This is a genomic window from Pseudomonas sp. P5_A12 (genome assembly GCF_056400685.1).
On record NZ_JBFUKU010000133.1, the window covers coordinates 1 to 14,908 of the forward strand.

Sequence of the window (14,908 nt, forward strand, 5' to 3'; positions counted from 1 at the left end):
GCCAATCACTGTCGGTGGCAGAACCAGGGGCAGGGCGACAATCGCCCCGACCGGGCCGCGCAACCAGGAGCGGGTGCGCGACAGCCATAACGCAATCGGAGTGCCGATGACCAGCAGGATGGCCGTCGTCAGGGACGCCAGTTTGAGGGTCAGCCAGATGGCGGAAAAGTCGGCACTCGTCAGCGTCATTTAGAGTTGGTAACCGTAGGATTTGATGATAGCGGCGGCTTTCGGACCTTTCAGGTAGTCAACCAGTGCCTTCGCGGCCGGATTGCCCTTGCCTTTGTTGAGGATCACCGCGTCTTGTTTGATCAGGTCGTGCATGTCGGCTGGAACGATCCACGCCGAACCACTGGCGACTTTGCCGTCTTTGTAGATCTGCGACAAGGCTACAAATCCGAGTTCGGCATTGCCGGTGGAGACGAATTGATAGGCCTGCGTAATGTTCTGGCCTTCAACGATCTTGTCCTTGACCTTGTCGGTCAGCCCCAGCTTGGCCAGTACCTGAGTCGCGGCCAGGCCGTAAGGTGCKGCTTTGGGGTTGGCGATGGCCAGATGCAGATATTGATTGTCGCTGAGCACTTTGCCCTTGGCATCGACATAACCGTCTTTGGCCGACCACAAGGCCAAGGTACCAATGGCGTAGGTGAAGCGCGAACCCTTGACAGTGTCACCTTCGGCTTCAAGTTTTTGCGGCGTGGTGTCGTCTGCCGAGAGGAACACCTCGAACGGCGCGCCATTTTTGATCTGGGTGTAGAACTGGCCGGTTGCACCATAAGCCGCGACCAGTTTGTGCCCGGTGTCTTTTTCAAAATCCGCAGCGATGGCCTGGATGGGCGCGGTGAAGTTGGCCGCAACGGCGACCTGGACTTCATCCGCCTGAGCGGTGCCGAGAGCGAAGACTGCGATAAGGCTGGCGAGGCACGCAGGGGCAAAACGTGAGGCACGAATGGTCATGAAACGGCTCCGTGGTAGGCGAATGCTGCAAGGGGGTGAATCGCTATATAGAAGAATATATAGCGAAAGACCTTCTAACGGAATGTGTTGGTTTCTGAGTGGAGAATCGGTAATGGCCGCGCTCAACCCTGTAGCAGCTGGCGAAGCCTGCGTCCGGTTGCGAAGCAGCCGTAAAATCAGGCAACTCGGTGTATCAGATACACCGCGGAAACAGGGTTTACGACGGCTGCGCCGCCGGACGCAGCCTCGCGGGCTCGCGGGCTCGGCAGCTGCTACGGGGCATTGCGTTATCGACGGAGCAGCTTGGCCACTCCCCCGTCCGCCAAGTGTCGGGTCAATTCTGCAGCCGTCATTTCAACGCCCAACCTGAACGCCTGCCCGGCCCACAGATTGCTGAAATCCGCTTCGTCCTTGGCTCGCAACGGCATCAGCGCACCACCGGCGAGTGGGAAGGTTGGCGCTTTATCGCTGATCGGCCCGATTTCGCGCATCACCCGATTGAGAATGCCGCGTGCCGGGCGACCGGTGAAAATGTTGGTGACGGCGGTCTCGCTTTCTTTGGCGGTGCGCAACGCTTTGTAATGTGAGCGGCTGACCTTGGCTTCCGGCGTGAACAAGTAAGCCGTGCCCACCTGCACCGCCGAAGCGCCCAACACAAAGGCTGCCGCAACACCCCGCGCATCACTGATTCCGCCAGCTGCAATCACCGGCACTTTCACGGCATCGACAATCTGAGGCACCAAAGCAAAGGTCCCGACCTGGCTGCTCAGATCGTTACTGAGAAACATCCCGCGATGACCACCGGCCTCGTATCCCATAGCGATGATGGCGTCACAGCCCTGCTGCTCCAGCCAGACGGCTTCTTCGACCGTGGTGGCTGAAGAGAGAATTTTCGCGCCGGTAGCTTTTACCCGGTCCAGTAAGGATTTTTCCGGCAGGCCGAAGTGAAAACTGACCACTTCAGGGCGAAATTCTTCGACGACCTCGCAGGCAGCGGCATCGAACGGTGCTCGATTCGAAACCGGTGTCGGCGCATCGAAATCGGCGCCCAGTTCCCGGTAGTACGGTTCCAGCAGATCCTTCCAGTCACGAGCGCGTTGCTCATCAGGGGCCGGAACCTGATGGCAGAAATAGTTGATGTTGAACGGGCGCTGGGTGTGTTGGCGAATCGTCTTCAACTCTTCGCGCAGTTGCTCGATGCTCAGCATCGCCGCCGGCATCGAACCCAGACCGCCGGCGTTACTCGTCGCGATGACCATGGCCGATCCATTGGCGCCGGCCATGGGGGCCTGGATGATCGGCAGTTCGATACCGAGCAGGTCGAGAATTCGGGTGTCTGGCCATTGGCTCATGTGAATGATGCTCCGACGTCAAAACAAGGCAGGGACGGTAGGACCGTTTTTTACCAGCTATCACGGGTGCGGGGCCAGTCGACTTTTGGCCGGCCCGCGGTTTGGCTTAAAGTCTTGTACGGCGAGATGTTTCTTTGTGGTATTTCAAGGGTCCCACATCCTGATTGATTCCATTGAGAGGCAACGATGTTCAACGGTATTTTGATCGACAAAGACGACAGCGGTTACCGGGCCACACTGCAACAGATCAATGACGATCAACTGCCTGAGGGGAATGTGACGGTGCGCGTGGCGTACAGCACCCTGAACTTCAAGGATGGTTTGGCAATCACCGGCAGCAGCCCGGTGGTGCGAAAATTCCCCATGGTGCCGGGGATCGATCTGGCCGGCACTGTCGAATTCAGTGAGCACCCGGACTACAAGGTCGGTGATCAGGTCGTGCTCAATGGCTGGGGCGTGGGCGAAGGGCATTGGGGTGGATTGGCGCAGAAGGCCYGCTTGAACGGTGACTGGCTGATCCCGCTGCCGAAGGAATTTACCCCTGCTCAGGCCATGGCAATTGGCACCGCCGGCTACACGGCAATGCTGAGCATCCTGGCGCTGGAACATAACGGCGTGACGCCGGAGCAAGGCGACGTGCTGGTGACCGGGGCCAATGGCGGTGTAGGTAGTTTCGCCATCGCCCTGCTGAGCAAGCTGGGTTATCGCGTCGTCGCATCCACCGGTCGCACCTCTGAGCATGAGTACCTGAAACGCCTGGGCGCCAGTGAAATCATCGACCGCGCCACGTTGTCAGAACCCGGCAAACCGTTGGCGAAGGAACGTTGGGCGGCGGTCATTGATTCGGTCGGCAGTCACACGCTGGCCAATGCTTGCGCCAGCACCAAGGCCAACGGCACGGTTGCGGCGTGTGGTCTGGCGCAAGGTATGGACTTTCCAGCCTCGGTCGCACCGTTCATTTTGCGCGGCGTGACATTGGCCGGGATCAACAGTGTGACCCAGCCCAAGGCCAAACGAGTACTGGCCTGGAATCGACTGGTCAAGGACTTGGACTTCTCGTTGTTGCCACTGATCAGTCATGAAATCGGTTTGAGTGAAGCTATCGAAGCCGCGCCGCGCCTGCTTGCCGGGCAATTGCGCGGACGGGTGGTGGTTGATGTGAATCGCTGATCAGCGCGTCTCGCGCTCCAGCAACTGGCGTTTACGCTCAACCCCCCAGCGGTAGCCCGACAGGTTGCCGTCGCTACGCACCACGCGGTGGCAAGGGATCGCCACTGCCAGACTGTTCGCGCCACACGCCTGGGCCACGGCGCGCACGGCCTTGGGCGACCCGATGCGTTGGGCGATCTCGGCATAACTGGCGGTGCTGCCAGCGGGAATCTCGCGCAAGGCTTGCCAGACGCGCTCCTGAAACGCAGTGCCGCGCACGTCCAGCGGCAAGTCCAGGCCGACGGCTGGGGCTTCGATAAAGCCCACCACCTGGGCGATCAGTTGCTCGAACTGATGATCGGCACCGATCAGGTTGGCGCGGCGAAACTTGTCCTGTAGATCGCAGACCAGTTGATGCGGATCGTCGCCCAGCAAAATTGCGCAAACCCCGCGTTCGCTCTGCGCCACCAGAATGGCCCCCAGGGAACACTGGCCGACGGCAAAACGGATGTCGGTATTTTGCCCGGCGGCGCGGTAGTCACCTGGCTTCATGCCCAACAGATGATCGGCCGCCTCATAGAAACGACTGTTGGAATTGAAGCCAGCGTCATACAAGGCGTCGGTGACCGAGCCACCCTCTGCCAGACGTTCACGAACCTTTCGCGAGCGATGGGCCGTGGCGTAACCCTTGGGTGTCAGCCCGGTAACAGCTTTGAACACACGATGAAAGTGGAAACTGCTGAGGCCTGCGGCGTCCGCCAGTTGATTGAGCGTTGGCAGATTTTCGGCGGATTCGATGTGCCGGCAGGCCGCGGCGACGGTGGCTGCGTGTTGGGCGGCGACGTCACTTTGATCTTTTGTGGCGCGTTTGCTTGGACGATAGCCCGCCGCCTGGGCTTGCTCCGGGGTGTCGAAAAACTCGACATTTTGCGGTTTTGGCAAGCGCGCCAGGCTGCTTGGGCGGCAGTAAATGCCGGTGGTTTTTACCCCATAGACAAACTGCCCGTCTGCGGTCGGATCGCGGGAGACGACTGCTGCCCAGCGAGGGTCGATCTCGGTCGTTGTTTTAGTCGAATGCGTTGTCATGTCTGTATGTCCATTGACCCGTTTCATTCAGATTAATCAGGCAGAAGCGGCGTCGCACTCCGGGTCTTGCGGTCAAATTCGAGGGTTTCATCCGGCCGTGCGAAACGTGAAGTTGATCCTTTGTTCGCCCAGTCTCGGATGATGACCGTCCTTGATCGGAAGTACGCCGTGATAGCGCAAACGGTCCACGCCCCCCCAGACCACAATGTCGCCATTCAGCAGCGGCACGCGCAGGCTTTTATCGCTTCGTTCAAATCCGCCGAAGAGGAAGGTCGCCGGCAATCCCAACGACACCGAGACGATCGGCGCTGCGTAGGAACCTTCGTCTTTATCCTGGTGCAATGACATCCTGGCACCGGGGACATAGCGGTTGATCAGGCAGGAATCGGGAACAAAATCCGTGAATCCCGCTTCACGCGCCGCTGCTTGGGCCAATTGGAAAAACACCTCAGGCATTTCGGGCCAGGGTTGCCCGGTCTGTGGGTCATTGCGCGTGTATTTATAGCCGCTTCGGTCAGTGGTCCAGCCCAAGGCGCCGCAACTGCTTAATGCAACCGACATGGTAAAGCCGCCGGGCGTGACCATCTGCCGAAACGGTGCGGCGGCTAAAACCGCATCCAGTGCGATCAGTATCGGATCCAGCCAGGGCAGGGCAAAGCCGCGCAAGACGCAGGCTTGTTCGCCGATCTGTTCGCGCCTGGGCGGCTGCTCGGGTTCGACGTTGGAAAACAAATCGAGGGTGATCGGGCTCATGGGTCATAACGCATCGTGAAAGATGATTCCAAGGGTATGCCGTTTTCCGCTGTGCACGCGACTCACGCCATGGCGCATGTTCACTCGGTAATAGCCGCGAGCACCTTTGACCGGCCGCTGGCTGACGGCAAAGATCAAGGCATCGCCTTTATTCAGGTCAATGACCTGAGGACGTGACTGCATTCGCGGGCGCTGTTCGGTCAGGACAAATTCGCCGCCGGTAAAATCTTCATTGGGTTCTGACAGAAGAATCGCCACTTGCAACGGAAAGACGTGTTCGCCGTAAAGATCCTGATGCAGGCAGTTGTAGTCCTGCGGACCATATTGCAGCAACAAGGGCGTCGGACGTTCCTGACCGGCGGCATGGCAGCGTTGCAAAAAGGCCTCGTGCGTGGCGGGAAAGCGCGTCGGCAGGTCCATGCATTCGTACCAACGATTGGCTATCGGCACCAGTCCAGGGTAGAGCTCGCTTCGCAAACGGGCGACGGGTTCCGGCAGGGGGTATTTGAAGTACTTGTACTCGCCACGGCCAAAACCGTGACGAGCCATGATCACCTGTGAACGAAAGAACTCGGGCTGCCCGTAAAGGGCGCTGATTTCGTCGCAGGCCTCGGCACTCAGCAGTGATCGGATAATGGCGCAGCCATCCTGATCGAGTTGTTGCTCCAGCATGTTCTGACACCTTCACCAAAGGTTGAGGTGGTCAGTCTATGCCGTGGTGGCGGGGCGAACACCCCGGTGCTTGCGGTCAAACTTGAGAAGCAGGAGCAGACAACCAAGCTGTTGCTCCGGGGGCTGCTACAGCGCTTTGCTGACGCTGATCTCGGTGATGACGTCGTCGCTCTGGCCATGAATGGCCTCGAGCGCGGCCTTGGCTTCATCTGCTGTGCCGTTTTCAAGCTGGGCAAACTCGAAGCGGCGTTCACCGTTGAGTTTGTATTTGATGACGTACTTGGTCGTTTGGGCCACGGTGGTACCTGCTTTACTTCATGTGCGGACGTTATTCAGCTCAGTTTTGTGCTGGAGCGACGGATGATCTTGATCGAGTGTGTCAGGGTCGGTTTGCGGGTCACGCTGATCGGCCGGCGGTTGACCGTGTCGATGGTGATGTTCCAGAAACCGGTGCTCGGCGCGGTAATCCGGGCCGGAAACGTGTCGAATGCACCGCCGTGGTAAGTGTGACGACCGCCATTCTTGAAGCTGCGGAAGTTGGCGTCGTTCATCAAGCGGATGTTGCACGTTTGGGAGCACTGGATGACGACGATGTCGTCTTCATTGAGGTGCTCGCGCTGGTGGATAAATTTCATGAGGCGCCTCCAGAAGGGCTTTTTCTACAAAATCAAAACGATAGCATGGGCGATTGGCGCCAGTTTATCAGCCCGAACAGGTAATTATCGGGTCGTCGTGCGCCGCTTTGACAATTAAAATCGGTTATTTGGCATTCCATGAGCGATAAAGGTGGTGCGCCTCGGAGAAAATCAGCCTTTGTGCTGTCCGAGGGTCTTTATCGGAGGTTTTGTATGAAGTGGGGTGTGTTAGTCCTGCCGTTTGCTTTGGTCGTGAGTGGCTGCGCGAATGTTTCGGAAATCAATAAGACGCTGCCGACCATGAGCGTGATCTCAGGTAAAAAGCCCCATGAGTATGCCGAGTGCCTGGTTGAACACCTGGCCGAGAGTCGTGGCGCCTTGCAGTTGGAACCGCAAAAAGACGGGATGCGTGTGATCGTCCCGGCGAAGTTCTCGTCTGATCCGGCGGCGGTCTTTGACATTCAAGAACGTTCCAGTGGCAGCAGCATCAAGCTGCATGAGCGGTTGTTCAATGTGCCGGTGCGTCCCATGGATGTGCAGAAAGCCGCCAATACCTGTATTTCCGGCTGATAGACTAGCGACAGTTCACATCGATGCCGTCAAGGCTGCGCTTTGACGGCATTGTCATTTCTGGAGTCGGGCATGAAGCGAGAGCAGGTTAGGGAGCGCCATGCAGAGGGCCATATCTCTGCCACCCATGTGATTCAGAATCCGGCGAATTCAGGGGAATGGATCGTATTTTTCAAGAAAAGCGCCGGGCGCAGCTATTTTCTGGTGGACGAAAACGATGAAGTCGAGTCCTTCAGTCGTCTCGACGACTTGATCGAGGCCGTGCGCGGCCTCGGGATCAAATTCGCTGAAATTCATATGTAACGTCGATGGCTTACTTGCAGACCACAACAACGTTGCGGTTCTTGAAATTACCGACGTCGACACCCAGGGTCTTGTCGCTTTCTTTGGTTGATGGCGTGCCGTCGGTCCCGACAATTCGGTAGCCGGTGCCAGCGCAGGAGGCATCGGCTTTTTCGTAGCACGTGGCCCAGGAGTTGGCTTCACCGGAGCAGTCGATGGTCAGCCCCTGCTCACCATTGTTCAGATAAGTCGTTTCCGAAGTGGCGCAACCGCTCAGGGTCAATACTGCAATCAAAGGTAAAAATTTAGTCATGTCGTTGTCGTCGTCGGGATGATAGGGCTAAGCCTGTGACAGCGCCGGCATMAAAAGGTTATAGCGAAGGGCCACTTCATTGCGGCAATCACAAAAAAGCCCTGCGCAGGGGCAGGGCTTGGTCAAAACGGGTTCAGATCAAGTCTTGTCTTTACCGCGGCGTTTGACGGTTGGGTGTTCAAGTTGCAATACGGATGCCACTTCAATCGCCGACGCTTCGGTAGTGAATGGCCCGGTGATAATCTCTCCGCCGCCGAAGTTGTGTATCCACCACTTGCCGTCTTCCGCCTGAATGATCAGGAACCCGTTGACGCTTTTTGCTTCCGACATCTATCTGCCTCTTTGACTGGTTCAATTGCGCAATGATAGCGCCAAATGCACTCGGAAAGTGCCGATGGGCGTATGGTGGTGCGATTGCACGTCTGGTGGGGGCCGCCAGTGCAGGTTCGATGTTATCTGCTATCTATTAGAGGCTGTCGAACGATCTGCGGAACTATCAGCGAGAATATTTCTCTATGTTGGCATCGGTTTGCCAGTGCGGGGCATTGTAAGGTGCGCGCCGCCTGATTAGACTGCGCCGAAACTCGTACACACAGCCCTTTCAAGGACTTTTATGATCAAGAAATGCTTGTTCCCAGCAGCCGGTTACGGTACTCGCTTCCTGCCAGCGACTAAAGCCATGCCCAAAGAAATGCTGCCGGTGGTGAACAAGCCACTGATCCAGTACGGCGTCGAAGAAGCTCTGGACGCTGGGTTGACCGAAATTTCCATCGTGACTGGCCGCGGCAAGCGCGCYCTSGAAGACCATTTCGACATCAGCTAYGAGCTGGAAAACCAGATCAARGGCACCGACAAGGARAAATACCTGGTCGGCATCCGCAAGCTGCTGGACGAGTGCTCGTTCTCCTATACCCGTCAGACCGAAATGAAAGGCCTTGGTCACGCAATCCTGACTGGCCGCCCGTTGATTGGTGACGAACCGTTTGCCGTGGTACTGGCGGATGACTTGTGCGTCAACCTCGAAGGCGACGGCGTACTCACCCAGATGGTCAAGCTGTACGAACAGTACCGCTGCACCATCGTTGCGATTCAGGAAGTGGATCCGCAGGAAACCAACAAGTACGGCGTGATCGCTGGCGAGTTGATTGCCGATGACCTGTACCGCGTACGCAGCATGGTCGAGAAACCATCCCCGGAAGACGCTCCGTCGAACCTGGCGATTATCGGTCGTTACATCCTGACTCCGGACATCTTCGAGCTGATCAGGCAAACCGAGCCTGGCAAAGGCGGCGAGATCCAGATCACCGATGCGCTGATGAAGCAGGCGAAAAACGGTTGTGTGATTGCCTACAAATTCAAGGGCAAGCGTTTTGACTGCGGTGGTGCTGAAGGCTACATCGAGGCGACCAACTTCTGCTTCGAGAACTTCTACAAGACTGGCAAGGCTTACTGATAGTTGTTGACCTGCTTGTATTGAAAAGCCACCTCCGGGTGGCTTTTTCATTTTCTGGCCCCATATCGTTTGCAGTACTTGCCCGGCGGACGTCTACGGGTATGCTTGTGGACTGCCGAGGAGATTGAAAATGGCCTTTGATTTTGATTTGTATGTGATTGGCGCAGGTTCCGGCGGTGTGCGCGCTGCGCGCTTTGCCGCAGGATTTGGCGCGAAAGTGGCCGTGGCGGAGAGCCGCTACCTGGGCGGCACCTGTGTGAACGTCGGCTGCGTGCCGAAAAAATTGTTAGTTTACGGCGCGCACTTCGCCGAAGACTTCGAGCAGTCATCCGGTTTCGGCTGGACGCTGGGCGAGGCTCAGTTTGATTGGGCCACGCTGATCGCCAACAAGGACCGCGAGATCAATCGCCTGAATGGCATCTACCGCAACTTGCTGGTCAACAGTGGCGTCACCTTGCATGAAGGTCACGCCAAAATCGTCGATCCGAACACGATCGAGATCAATGGCGAGCGCCACACTGCTAAAAACATCCTGATTGCCACCGGCGGCTGGCCGCAAATACCGGAAATTCCGGGGCATGAGCATGCAATCAGTTCCAACCAGGCCTTCTTCCTCAAGGAGCTGCCCAAGCGTGTTCTGGTAGTGGGCGGCGGTTATATCGCCGTTGAGTTCGCGGGCATCTTCCACGGGCTGGGCGCCCAGACCACGTTGCTGTATCGCGGTGAACTGTTCCTGCGCGGTTTCGATGGGGCAGTGCGCAAGCATTTGCAGGAAGAGCTGACCAAGCGGGGCATGGACCTGCAGTTCAATAGCGACATCGAGCGCATCGACAAGCAATTTGATGGCAGCCTGAAAGTGACGCTCAAGGATGGTCGGGAGTTGGAGGCTGATTGTGTGTTCTATGCGACCGGTCGGCGCCCGATGCTCGATAATCTCGGGCTGGAAAACACTGGCGTCAAGCTCGACAAGAAAGGCTTTATCGAGGTCGACGAGCAGTATCAGACGGCCGAGTCCTCGATTCTGGCGCTCGGCGATGTGATTGGTCGTGTCCAGCTGACGCCGGTCGCCTTGGCCGAAGGCATGGCCGTGGCGCGACGTTTGTTCAAGCCTGAGCAATATCGCCCGGTGGATTACAAGATGATCCCGACCGCCGTGTTCAGCCTGCCGAACATCGGCACTGTTGGCTTGAGCGAGGAAGACGCCCGCGAAGCCGGCCACGAGGTGGTGATCTTCGAAAGCCGTTTCCGCCCGATGAAGCTGACCCTGACTGAATGCCAGGAGCGCACGCTGATGAAACTGGTGGTGGATGCCAAGACCGACAAGGTTTTGGGTTGTCACATGGTCGGGCCGGATGCCGGCGAGATCGTGCAGGGGTTGGCCATTGCCTTGAAGGCCGGCGCTACCAAGCGCGACTTCGACGAAACCATCGGCGTGCACCCGACGGCCGCCGAAGAGTTCGTCACCATGCGCTCGCCCGTCGCGGGTTAATCATCCTTGGCTGCGTCTGGCGCTGTCGCTCTGACAGCCGCCAGGCGCACGCTTTCATCCAGGCTCGCCTGGGTCTTGAGCAGTTCGATTTCCAGCACTTTGTTTATCTGCGACTGCTCGTCGACACTCTGCTTCAGCGACTGACTTTCCAGCAGTGCGACGCGCAAGCGTTCCTGGAGGAGGGTGCGTTCGCTGTCGATGCGATGGACCTGTTCCAGCAATTGGTCCTGGCGGCTCTTGGTTTGCTTGAGTTGATCCTGCAACAGGTTCAGCTCTCTCTGGGCGCCACGGTTTTCGGTGAACAAGCGCTCATTGTCGCGGTGCAATTGAGTGATCTCATCCTGGCGCACCATTGCGCTTTGCTGCGCCTGACGCAACTCCATCTGAACCTGCTGCACCTGGCTTTCGTGGCGGCTTTGTTCCTGCTCGCGCTGTTCCTTGACGGCGTTACGGTAGTGCTCCAAGGCATCGCGTGCATGCAGGTGCTTTTCTTCCAGAGAGCGGATCTGCTCGTCCTTGTCCTGCAAGCGTAATTCGAAACCGGCCAGCGCCTGGCTCAGCCCGGCATTGCGAGTCTGCTCGGTCTGCAACATCGAGCGGGTTTCTTGTAGCGAGTCCGATTCCTGTGTCAGCGCCAGGCTTTGCATCTCGTACTGCTGATGCAATTCGGTATTGCTTTCCTGAGCCTCTGTCAGTTGGTTTTCCAGTGCTTTGCGCTGCTGGTCGAACTGTTCGCGTGCCTGATCGATGGGTTCCTGAGCCTTCTCCTTGAGGCGTTGTGCCAGGCGTGAAACCAGGCCTGCCAGTTCGTCATCGATCGGTTCTGGTGCAGGCTCGGCGTGTTCTCTGCCGTCGTCCAGCTCCTTCAGATAGCGATGAATCGTGGTTTTCGAGCCCGTGTTGCCCATTTCGATCCGTACTGCGTCGATGCTTGGATTTTCGCCGCGGGCGAGGATCGCCATCCGTGCCGCATGCACCACTGCTTTATTTACGCCGCCACGAGCCATGAGTTCTCCTACGATTTTGTACTGTGGTACATGCCACTAAAGTACGCAGTGTACCATCTAATAAATAAAGTTAAATGATGCCAGTTTGTCATGCGGGATATACTGGTATTACCCCGTGTGATGAGCCGCACGATGCGATTGCACCCGCCAAAGCGGTACGTTTAAGAGAGTTGAGCCGATGACTGAGCTGGATCGATACCTGGAGGCCGCCACGCGCGACAACACCCGCCGCAGCTACCGGGCGGCCATTGAGCATTTCGAAGTCAGTTGGGGCGGGTTTCTGCCTGCGACTGCCGACAGTGTCGCGCGCTATCTGGTGGCGTATGCGGGGGAGTTATCGATCAACACGCTGAAGTTGCGTTTGTCGGCGCTGGCGCAGTGGCACAACAGCCAAGGGTTTCCCGATCCGACCAAGGCACCGGTGGTACGCAAAGTCTTCAAGGGTATTCGCGCGTTGCACCCGGCTCAGGAGAAACAAGCCGAACCTTTGCAGCTTCAGCATCTGGAGCAGGTGGTTGCCTGGCTGGAGCTGGAAGCGATAGAGGCCAAGGCGCAGCAGGATCAATCGGCACTCCTGCGGGCACGGCGCGACATGGCGCTGATCCTGCTCGGCTTCTGGCGTGGCTTCCGTAGCGATGAGTTGTGCCGCGTACAGATCGAGCACGTTCAGGCGATCGCCAGCTCAGGCATCACGCTCTATTTGCCGCGAACCAAGAGCGATCGCGAGAACCTCGGCAAGACTTACCAGACTCCGGCCTTACAGCGCCTGTGTCCGGTGAATGCCTACATTCAATGGATTACCGAAGCTGCACTGGTTCGCGGGCCGGTTTTTCGAGGCATTGACCGCTGGGGCCACTTGAGCGAGGAGGGCTTGCACGCCAACAGCGTCATCCCGCTATTGCGCCAGGCGCTGGAGCGTGCCGGCATTCCCGCCGAACACTACACCAGTCACTCCTTGCGACGCGGGTTTGCCAGTTGGGCCCATCAAAGCGGTTGGGACTTGAAATCGTTGATGAGTTACGTGGGCTGGAAGGATATGAAGTCCGCCATGCGCTATGTTGAAGCYAGCCCGTTCCTCGGCATGGCCCGACTCACCGAAAAGYCGTTAGCGCTGTAGATCACGTTTTCTTCTATTAATACCGTCGGTTAATAGCGAAAACAAATCAGCAGCATGAGATTTGCCAATGAGCCATCCGTGGATCGAGTGGGTAGGATTCACCCCATCAACTTGTTAACCCAACTTTTCAACCCTGACGGAGAGTCATCGATGCCTATCATCAACAGCCAAGTTAAACCGTTCAAAGCTGACGCCTTCAAAAATGGCGACTTCGTAAAAGTCTCCGATGCTGACCTGAAAGGCAAGTGGTCTGTGGTTTTCTTCTACCCGGCTGACTTCACCTTCGTTTGCCCGACCGAGCTGGAAGACCTGGCTGACAACTACGACGCGTTCCAGAAGCTGGGCGTCGAGATCTACAGCGTTTCCACCGATACCCATTTTGCCCACGCTGCCTGGCACAACACTTCGCCAGCCATCGGCAAAATCCAGTACACCATGATCGGTGACCCGACTCATGCCATCTCCCGCAACTTCGACGTGCTGATCGAAGAAGCAGGCCTGGCTGACCGTGGCACCTTCGTGATCAACCCTGAAGGCCAGATCAAAATCGTTGAACTGAACGATGGCGGCGTTGGCCGTGACGCTTCCGAGTTGCTGCGCAAAATCAAGGCTGCCCAGTACGTCGCTGCTCACCCAGGCCAGGTTTGCCCAGCCAAGTGGAAAGAAGGCGAGGCCACTCTGGCTCCGTCCCTGGACCTGGTCGGCAAGATCTAAGTCTGTGGATCGCATCATCAGGGCGGGTTTCCGTACCTAAGTAAGCTGCAACCGCCCTCAAAAACGCCCGGGCGAGATTCGCTCGGGCGTTTTTTTATGTCTGCTTTTTATGAAACAAAAGAAAGGAAATCGCCCGTATGTTGGACACCAATCTTAAAGCCCAGTTGAAGTCGTACCTGGAACGGGTCACCCAGCCGATCGAGATCGTTGCTTCCCTCGACGACGGTGCGAAATCCCAGGAAATGCTTGAACTGTTGAAAGACGTTGCCAGTCTTTCCACCCAAATTACTTTGCTCGATAACGGTGACGATGCACGCAAGCCATCGTTTTCGATCAATCGCTCGGGAGACGACATCAGCCTGCGTTTCGCCGGCATCCCAATGGGCCACGAATTCACTTCGTTGGTGTTGGCCCTGCTGCAAGTCGGCGGCCACCCGTCGAAGGCCAGTGCTGAAGTGATCGAACAGATTCGCTCACTCAAAGGCGAGTTCAGTTTCGAGACGTACTTCTCGCTGTCCTGCCAGAACTGCCCGGACGTCGTTCAGGCGCTGAACCTGATGGCCGTGCTGAACCCGAACATCCGTCACGTCGCCATCGACGGTGCGCTGTTCCAGGCTGAAGTCGATGAACGCCAGGTCATGGCGGTGCCAAGCGTTTACCTGAACGGCGTGAACTTCGGTCAGGGTCGCATGGGCCTTGAAGAAATCCTCGCCAAGCTCGACACCAGCGGTATCGAGCGTCAAGCCGAGAAGCTCAGCGCCAAGGATGCCTTTGATGTGCTGGTCGTCGGCGGTGGCCCGGCCGGTGCTGCGGCTGCTATCTACGCGGCGCGTAAGGGCATTCGCACCGGCGTGGCGGCGGAGCGTTTTGGTGGGCAGGTGCTCGACACCATGGCCATCGAGAACTTCATCTCCGTGCAGGAAACCGAAGGGCCGAAGCTGGCCAGAGCCCTCGAAGAACACGTCAAGCAGTACGACGTCGATATCATGAACCTGCAACGGGCCACCGCGCTGATTCCAGCGAAGAACCCGGGCGAGTTGCATGAGGTTCGGTTTGAAAGCGGCGCCACACTGAAAACCAAGGCGCTGATTCTTGCAACGGGCGCACGCTGGCGGGAAATGGGTGTGCCGGGCGAACAGCAATACAAAGCCAAGGGTGTATGTTTCTGCCCACACTGCGACGGTCCGCTGTTCRAGGGCAAGCGTGTGGCGGTGATCGGCGGCGGTAACTCCGGCGTTGAAGCGGCGATCGATCTGGCCGGCGTTGTGTCTCACGTGACCCTGCTGGAGTTCGACGTACAGTTGCGCGCCGATGCGGTCTTGCAGCGCAAGTTGCACAGTCTGCCCAATGTCACCGTGA

General features: G+C 57.6%; 18 protein-coding genes and 1 pseudogene. 8 read left to right on the top strand and 11 right to left on the bottom strand.

Going from position 1 to position 14,908, the window contains the following annotated elements; translation table 11 throughout:
* The 3 genes and pseudogenes from AC1DSG_RS17980 to AC1DSG_RS17990 form a co-directional block, all read right to left on the bottom strand.
* Positions 1–189: pseudogene (locus AC1DSG_RS17980) on the bottom strand (molybdate ABC transporter permease subunit); the annotation flags it as partial.
* The gene (gene modA, locus AC1DSG_RS17985) at positions 190–957 is read right to left on the bottom strand and encodes a molybdate ABC transporter substrate-binding protein (RefSeq protein ID WP_477792085.1); all 768 of its coding nucleotides are present in this window, start codon (positions 955–957) and stop codon (positions 190–192) included.
* A gap of 287 nt (positions 958–1,244) precedes the next feature.
* Positions 1,245–2,309, bottom strand: coding sequence for an NAD(P)H-dependent flavin oxidoreductase (locus AC1DSG_RS17990; protein ID WP_477792086.1), 1,065 nt, complete (start codon positions 2,307–2,309; stop codon positions 1,245–1,247).
* Between the two features lie 186 nt (positions 2,310–2,495).
* On the opposite strand from AC1DSG_RS17990, the gene acuI reads away from it, so the two are divergent.
* Entirely contained in the window at positions 2,496–3,479 is a 984-nt protein-coding gene (acuI, locus tag AC1DSG_RS17995; RefSeq protein ID WP_477792087.1) for an acrylyl-CoA reductase (NADPH), read from the top strand.
* Here the strand turns inward: acuI and ada are convergent, their stop codons facing one another.
* The 5 genes from ada to AC1DSG_RS18020 all read right to left on the bottom strand — a co-directional run bounded on the left by ada (position 3,480) and on the right by AC1DSG_RS18020 (position 6,604).
* Positions 3,480–4,544, bottom strand: a complete 1,065-nt coding sequence (gene ada, locus AC1DSG_RS18000; RefSeq protein WP_477792088.1) for a bifunctional DNA-binding transcriptional regulator/O6-methylguanine-DNA methyltransferase Ada — start codon at positions 4,542–4,544, stop codon at positions 3,480–3,482. It abuts the gene before it with no gap.
* Between the two features lie 87 nt (positions 4,545–4,631).
* Positions 4,632–5,297 (bottom strand): DNA oxidative demethylase AlkB, encoded by a 666-nt coding sequence (gene alkB / locus AC1DSG_RS18005; RefSeq protein WP_477792089.1) that lies wholly within the window; start codon positions 5,295–5,297, stop codon positions 4,632–4,634.
* A gap of 3 nt (positions 5,298–5,300) precedes the next feature.
* Positions 5,301–5,969, bottom strand: coding sequence for a 2OG-Fe(II) oxygenase (locus AC1DSG_RS18010; protein ID WP_477792090.1), 669 nt, complete (start codon positions 5,967–5,969; stop codon positions 5,301–5,303).
* A gap of 126 nt (positions 5,970–6,095) precedes the next feature.
* Positions 6,096–6,266 carry a hypothetical protein gene (locus AC1DSG_RS18015; RefSeq protein ID WP_477792091.1) on the bottom strand — a complete coding sequence of 57 codons (171 nt, stop codon included), beginning with the start codon at positions 6,264–6,266 and terminating at the stop codon, positions 6,096–6,098.
* Between the two features lie 35 nt (positions 6,267–6,301).
* Positions 6,302–6,604, bottom strand: a complete 303-nt coding sequence (locus AC1DSG_RS18020; RefSeq protein WP_007946189.1) for a DUF1883 domain-containing protein — start codon at positions 6,602–6,604, stop codon at positions 6,302–6,304.
* A 213-nt stretch (positions 6,605–6,817) separates the two neighbouring features.
* Between AC1DSG_RS18020 and AC1DSG_RS18025 the strand changes: the two genes are divergently transcribed.
* Together AC1DSG_RS18025 and AC1DSG_RS18030 are read left to right on the top strand one after the other, a co-directional pair.
* On the top strand, positions 6,818–7,174 hold the full coding sequence (locus AC1DSG_RS18025; RefSeq protein ID WP_477792100.1) for a hypothetical protein: 357 nt from the start codon (positions 6,818–6,820) through the stop codon (positions 7,172–7,174).
* Positions 7,175–7,246: 72 nt separating this feature from the next.
* The gene (locus AC1DSG_RS18030) at positions 7,247–7,477 is read left to right on the top strand and encodes a hypothetical protein (protein ID WP_477792092.1); all 231 of its coding nucleotides are present in this window, start codon (positions 7,247–7,249) and stop codon (positions 7,475–7,477) included.
* A gap of 10 nt (positions 7,478–7,487) precedes the next feature.
* On the opposite strand, the gene AC1DSG_RS18035 is transcribed toward AC1DSG_RS18030, so the two are convergent.
* Both AC1DSG_RS18035 and AC1DSG_RS18040 read right to left on the bottom strand, forming a co-directional pair.
* On the bottom strand, positions 7,488–7,769 hold the full coding sequence (locus AC1DSG_RS18035) for a hypothetical protein (protein WP_477792093.1): 282 nt from the start codon (positions 7,767–7,769) through the stop codon (positions 7,488–7,490).
* A gap of 138 nt (positions 7,770–7,907) precedes the next feature.
* Positions 7,908–8,099, bottom strand: a complete 192-nt coding sequence (locus tag AC1DSG_RS18040) for a hypothetical protein (protein ID WP_477792094.1) — start codon at positions 8,097–8,099, stop codon at positions 7,908–7,910.
* Positions 8,100–8,382: 283 nt separating this feature from the next.
* Between AC1DSG_RS18040 and galU the strand changes: the two genes are divergently transcribed.
* The gene (gene galU / locus AC1DSG_RS18045; protein ID WP_477792095.1) at positions 8,383–9,222 is read left to right on the top strand and encodes a UTP--glucose-1-phosphate uridylyltransferase GalU; all 840 of its coding nucleotides are present in this window, start codon (positions 8,383–8,385) and stop codon (positions 9,220–9,222) included.
* 130 nt (positions 9,223–9,352) lie between these two features.
* Entirely contained in the window at positions 9,353–10,711 is a 1,359-nt protein-coding gene (gene gorA, locus AC1DSG_RS18050; protein WP_477792096.1) for a glutathione-disulfide reductase, read from the top strand.
* Here gorA and AC1DSG_RS18055 read toward each other — a convergent pair.
* Positions 10,708–11,718 (bottom strand): DNA-binding protein, encoded by a 1,011-nt coding sequence (locus AC1DSG_RS18055; RefSeq protein ID WP_477792097.1) that lies wholly within the window; start codon positions 11,716–11,718, stop codon positions 10,708–10,710. The two genes, gorA and AC1DSG_RS18055, sit on opposite strands and share 4 nt — an antisense overlap.
* 178 nt (positions 11,719–11,896) lie before the next feature.
* Between AC1DSG_RS18055 and AC1DSG_RS18060 the strand changes: the two genes are divergently transcribed.
* The 3 genes from AC1DSG_RS18060 to ahpF form a co-directional block, all read left to right on the top strand.
* Complete coding sequence (locus AC1DSG_RS18060; RefSeq protein WP_477792098.1) at positions 11,897–12,835, top strand: site-specific integrase; 939 nt, start codon at positions 11,897–11,899, stop codon at positions 12,833–12,835.
* A gap of 150 nt (positions 12,836–12,985) precedes the next feature.
* Positions 12,986–13,549, top strand: a complete 564-nt coding sequence (gene ahpC / locus AC1DSG_RS18065) for an alkyl hydroperoxide reductase subunit C (protein ID WP_007975937.1) — start codon at positions 12,986–12,988, stop codon at positions 13,547–13,549.
* A 137-nt stretch (positions 13,550–13,686) separates the two neighbouring features.
* Positions 13,687–14,908: alkyl hydroperoxide reductase subunit F (gene ahpF, locus AC1DSG_RS18070; RefSeq protein WP_477792099.1), on the top strand; the 1,222-nt coding region annotated here is incomplete at its 3' end.

Coding starts and splice junctions, on each gene's coding strand:
- AC1DSG_RS17990 (WP_477792086.1), bottom strand. CDS start 2,309: ATGAGCCAATGGCCAGACACCCGAATTCTCGACCTGCTCGGTATCGAA.
- ada (WP_477792088.1), bottom strand. CDS start 4,544: ATGACAACGCATTCGACTAAAACAACGACCGAGATCGACCCTCGCTGG.
- alkB (WP_477792089.1), bottom strand. CDS start 5,297: ATGAGCCCGATCACCCTCGATTTGTTTTCCAACGTCGAACCCGAGCAG.
- AC1DSG_RS18010 (WP_477792090.1), bottom strand. CDS start 5,969: ATGCTGGAGCAACAACTCGATCAGGATGGCTGCGCCATTATCCGATCA.
- AC1DSG_RS18020 (WP_007946189.1), bottom strand. CDS start 6,604: ATGAAATTTATCCACCAGCGCGAGCACCTCAATGAAGACGACATCGTC.
- AC1DSG_RS18025 (WP_477792100.1), top strand. CDS start 6,818: ATGAAGTGGGGTGTGTTAGTCCTGCCGTTTGCTTTGGTCGTGAGTGGC.
- AC1DSG_RS18030 (WP_477792092.1), top strand. CDS start 7,247: ATGAAGCGAGAGCAGGTTAGGGAGCGCCATGCAGAGGGCCATATCTCT.
- AC1DSG_RS18035 (WP_477792093.1), bottom strand. CDS start 7,769: ATGACTAAATTTTTACCTTTGATTGCAGTATTGACCCTGAGCGGTTGC.
- AC1DSG_RS18040 (WP_477792094.1), bottom strand. CDS start 8,099: ATGTCGGAAGCAAAAAGCGTCAACGGGTTCCTGATCATTCAGGCGGAA.
- gorA (WP_477792096.1), top strand. CDS start 9,353: ATGGCCTTTGATTTTGATTTGTATGTGATTGGCGCAGGTTCCGGCGGT.
- AC1DSG_RS18055 (WP_477792097.1), bottom strand. CDS start 11,718: ATGGCTCGTGGCGGCGTAAATAAAGCAGTGGTGCATGCGGCACGGATG.
- ahpC (WP_007975937.1), top strand. CDS start 12,986: ATGCCTATCATCAACAGCCAAGTTAAACCGTTCAAAGCTGACGCCTTC.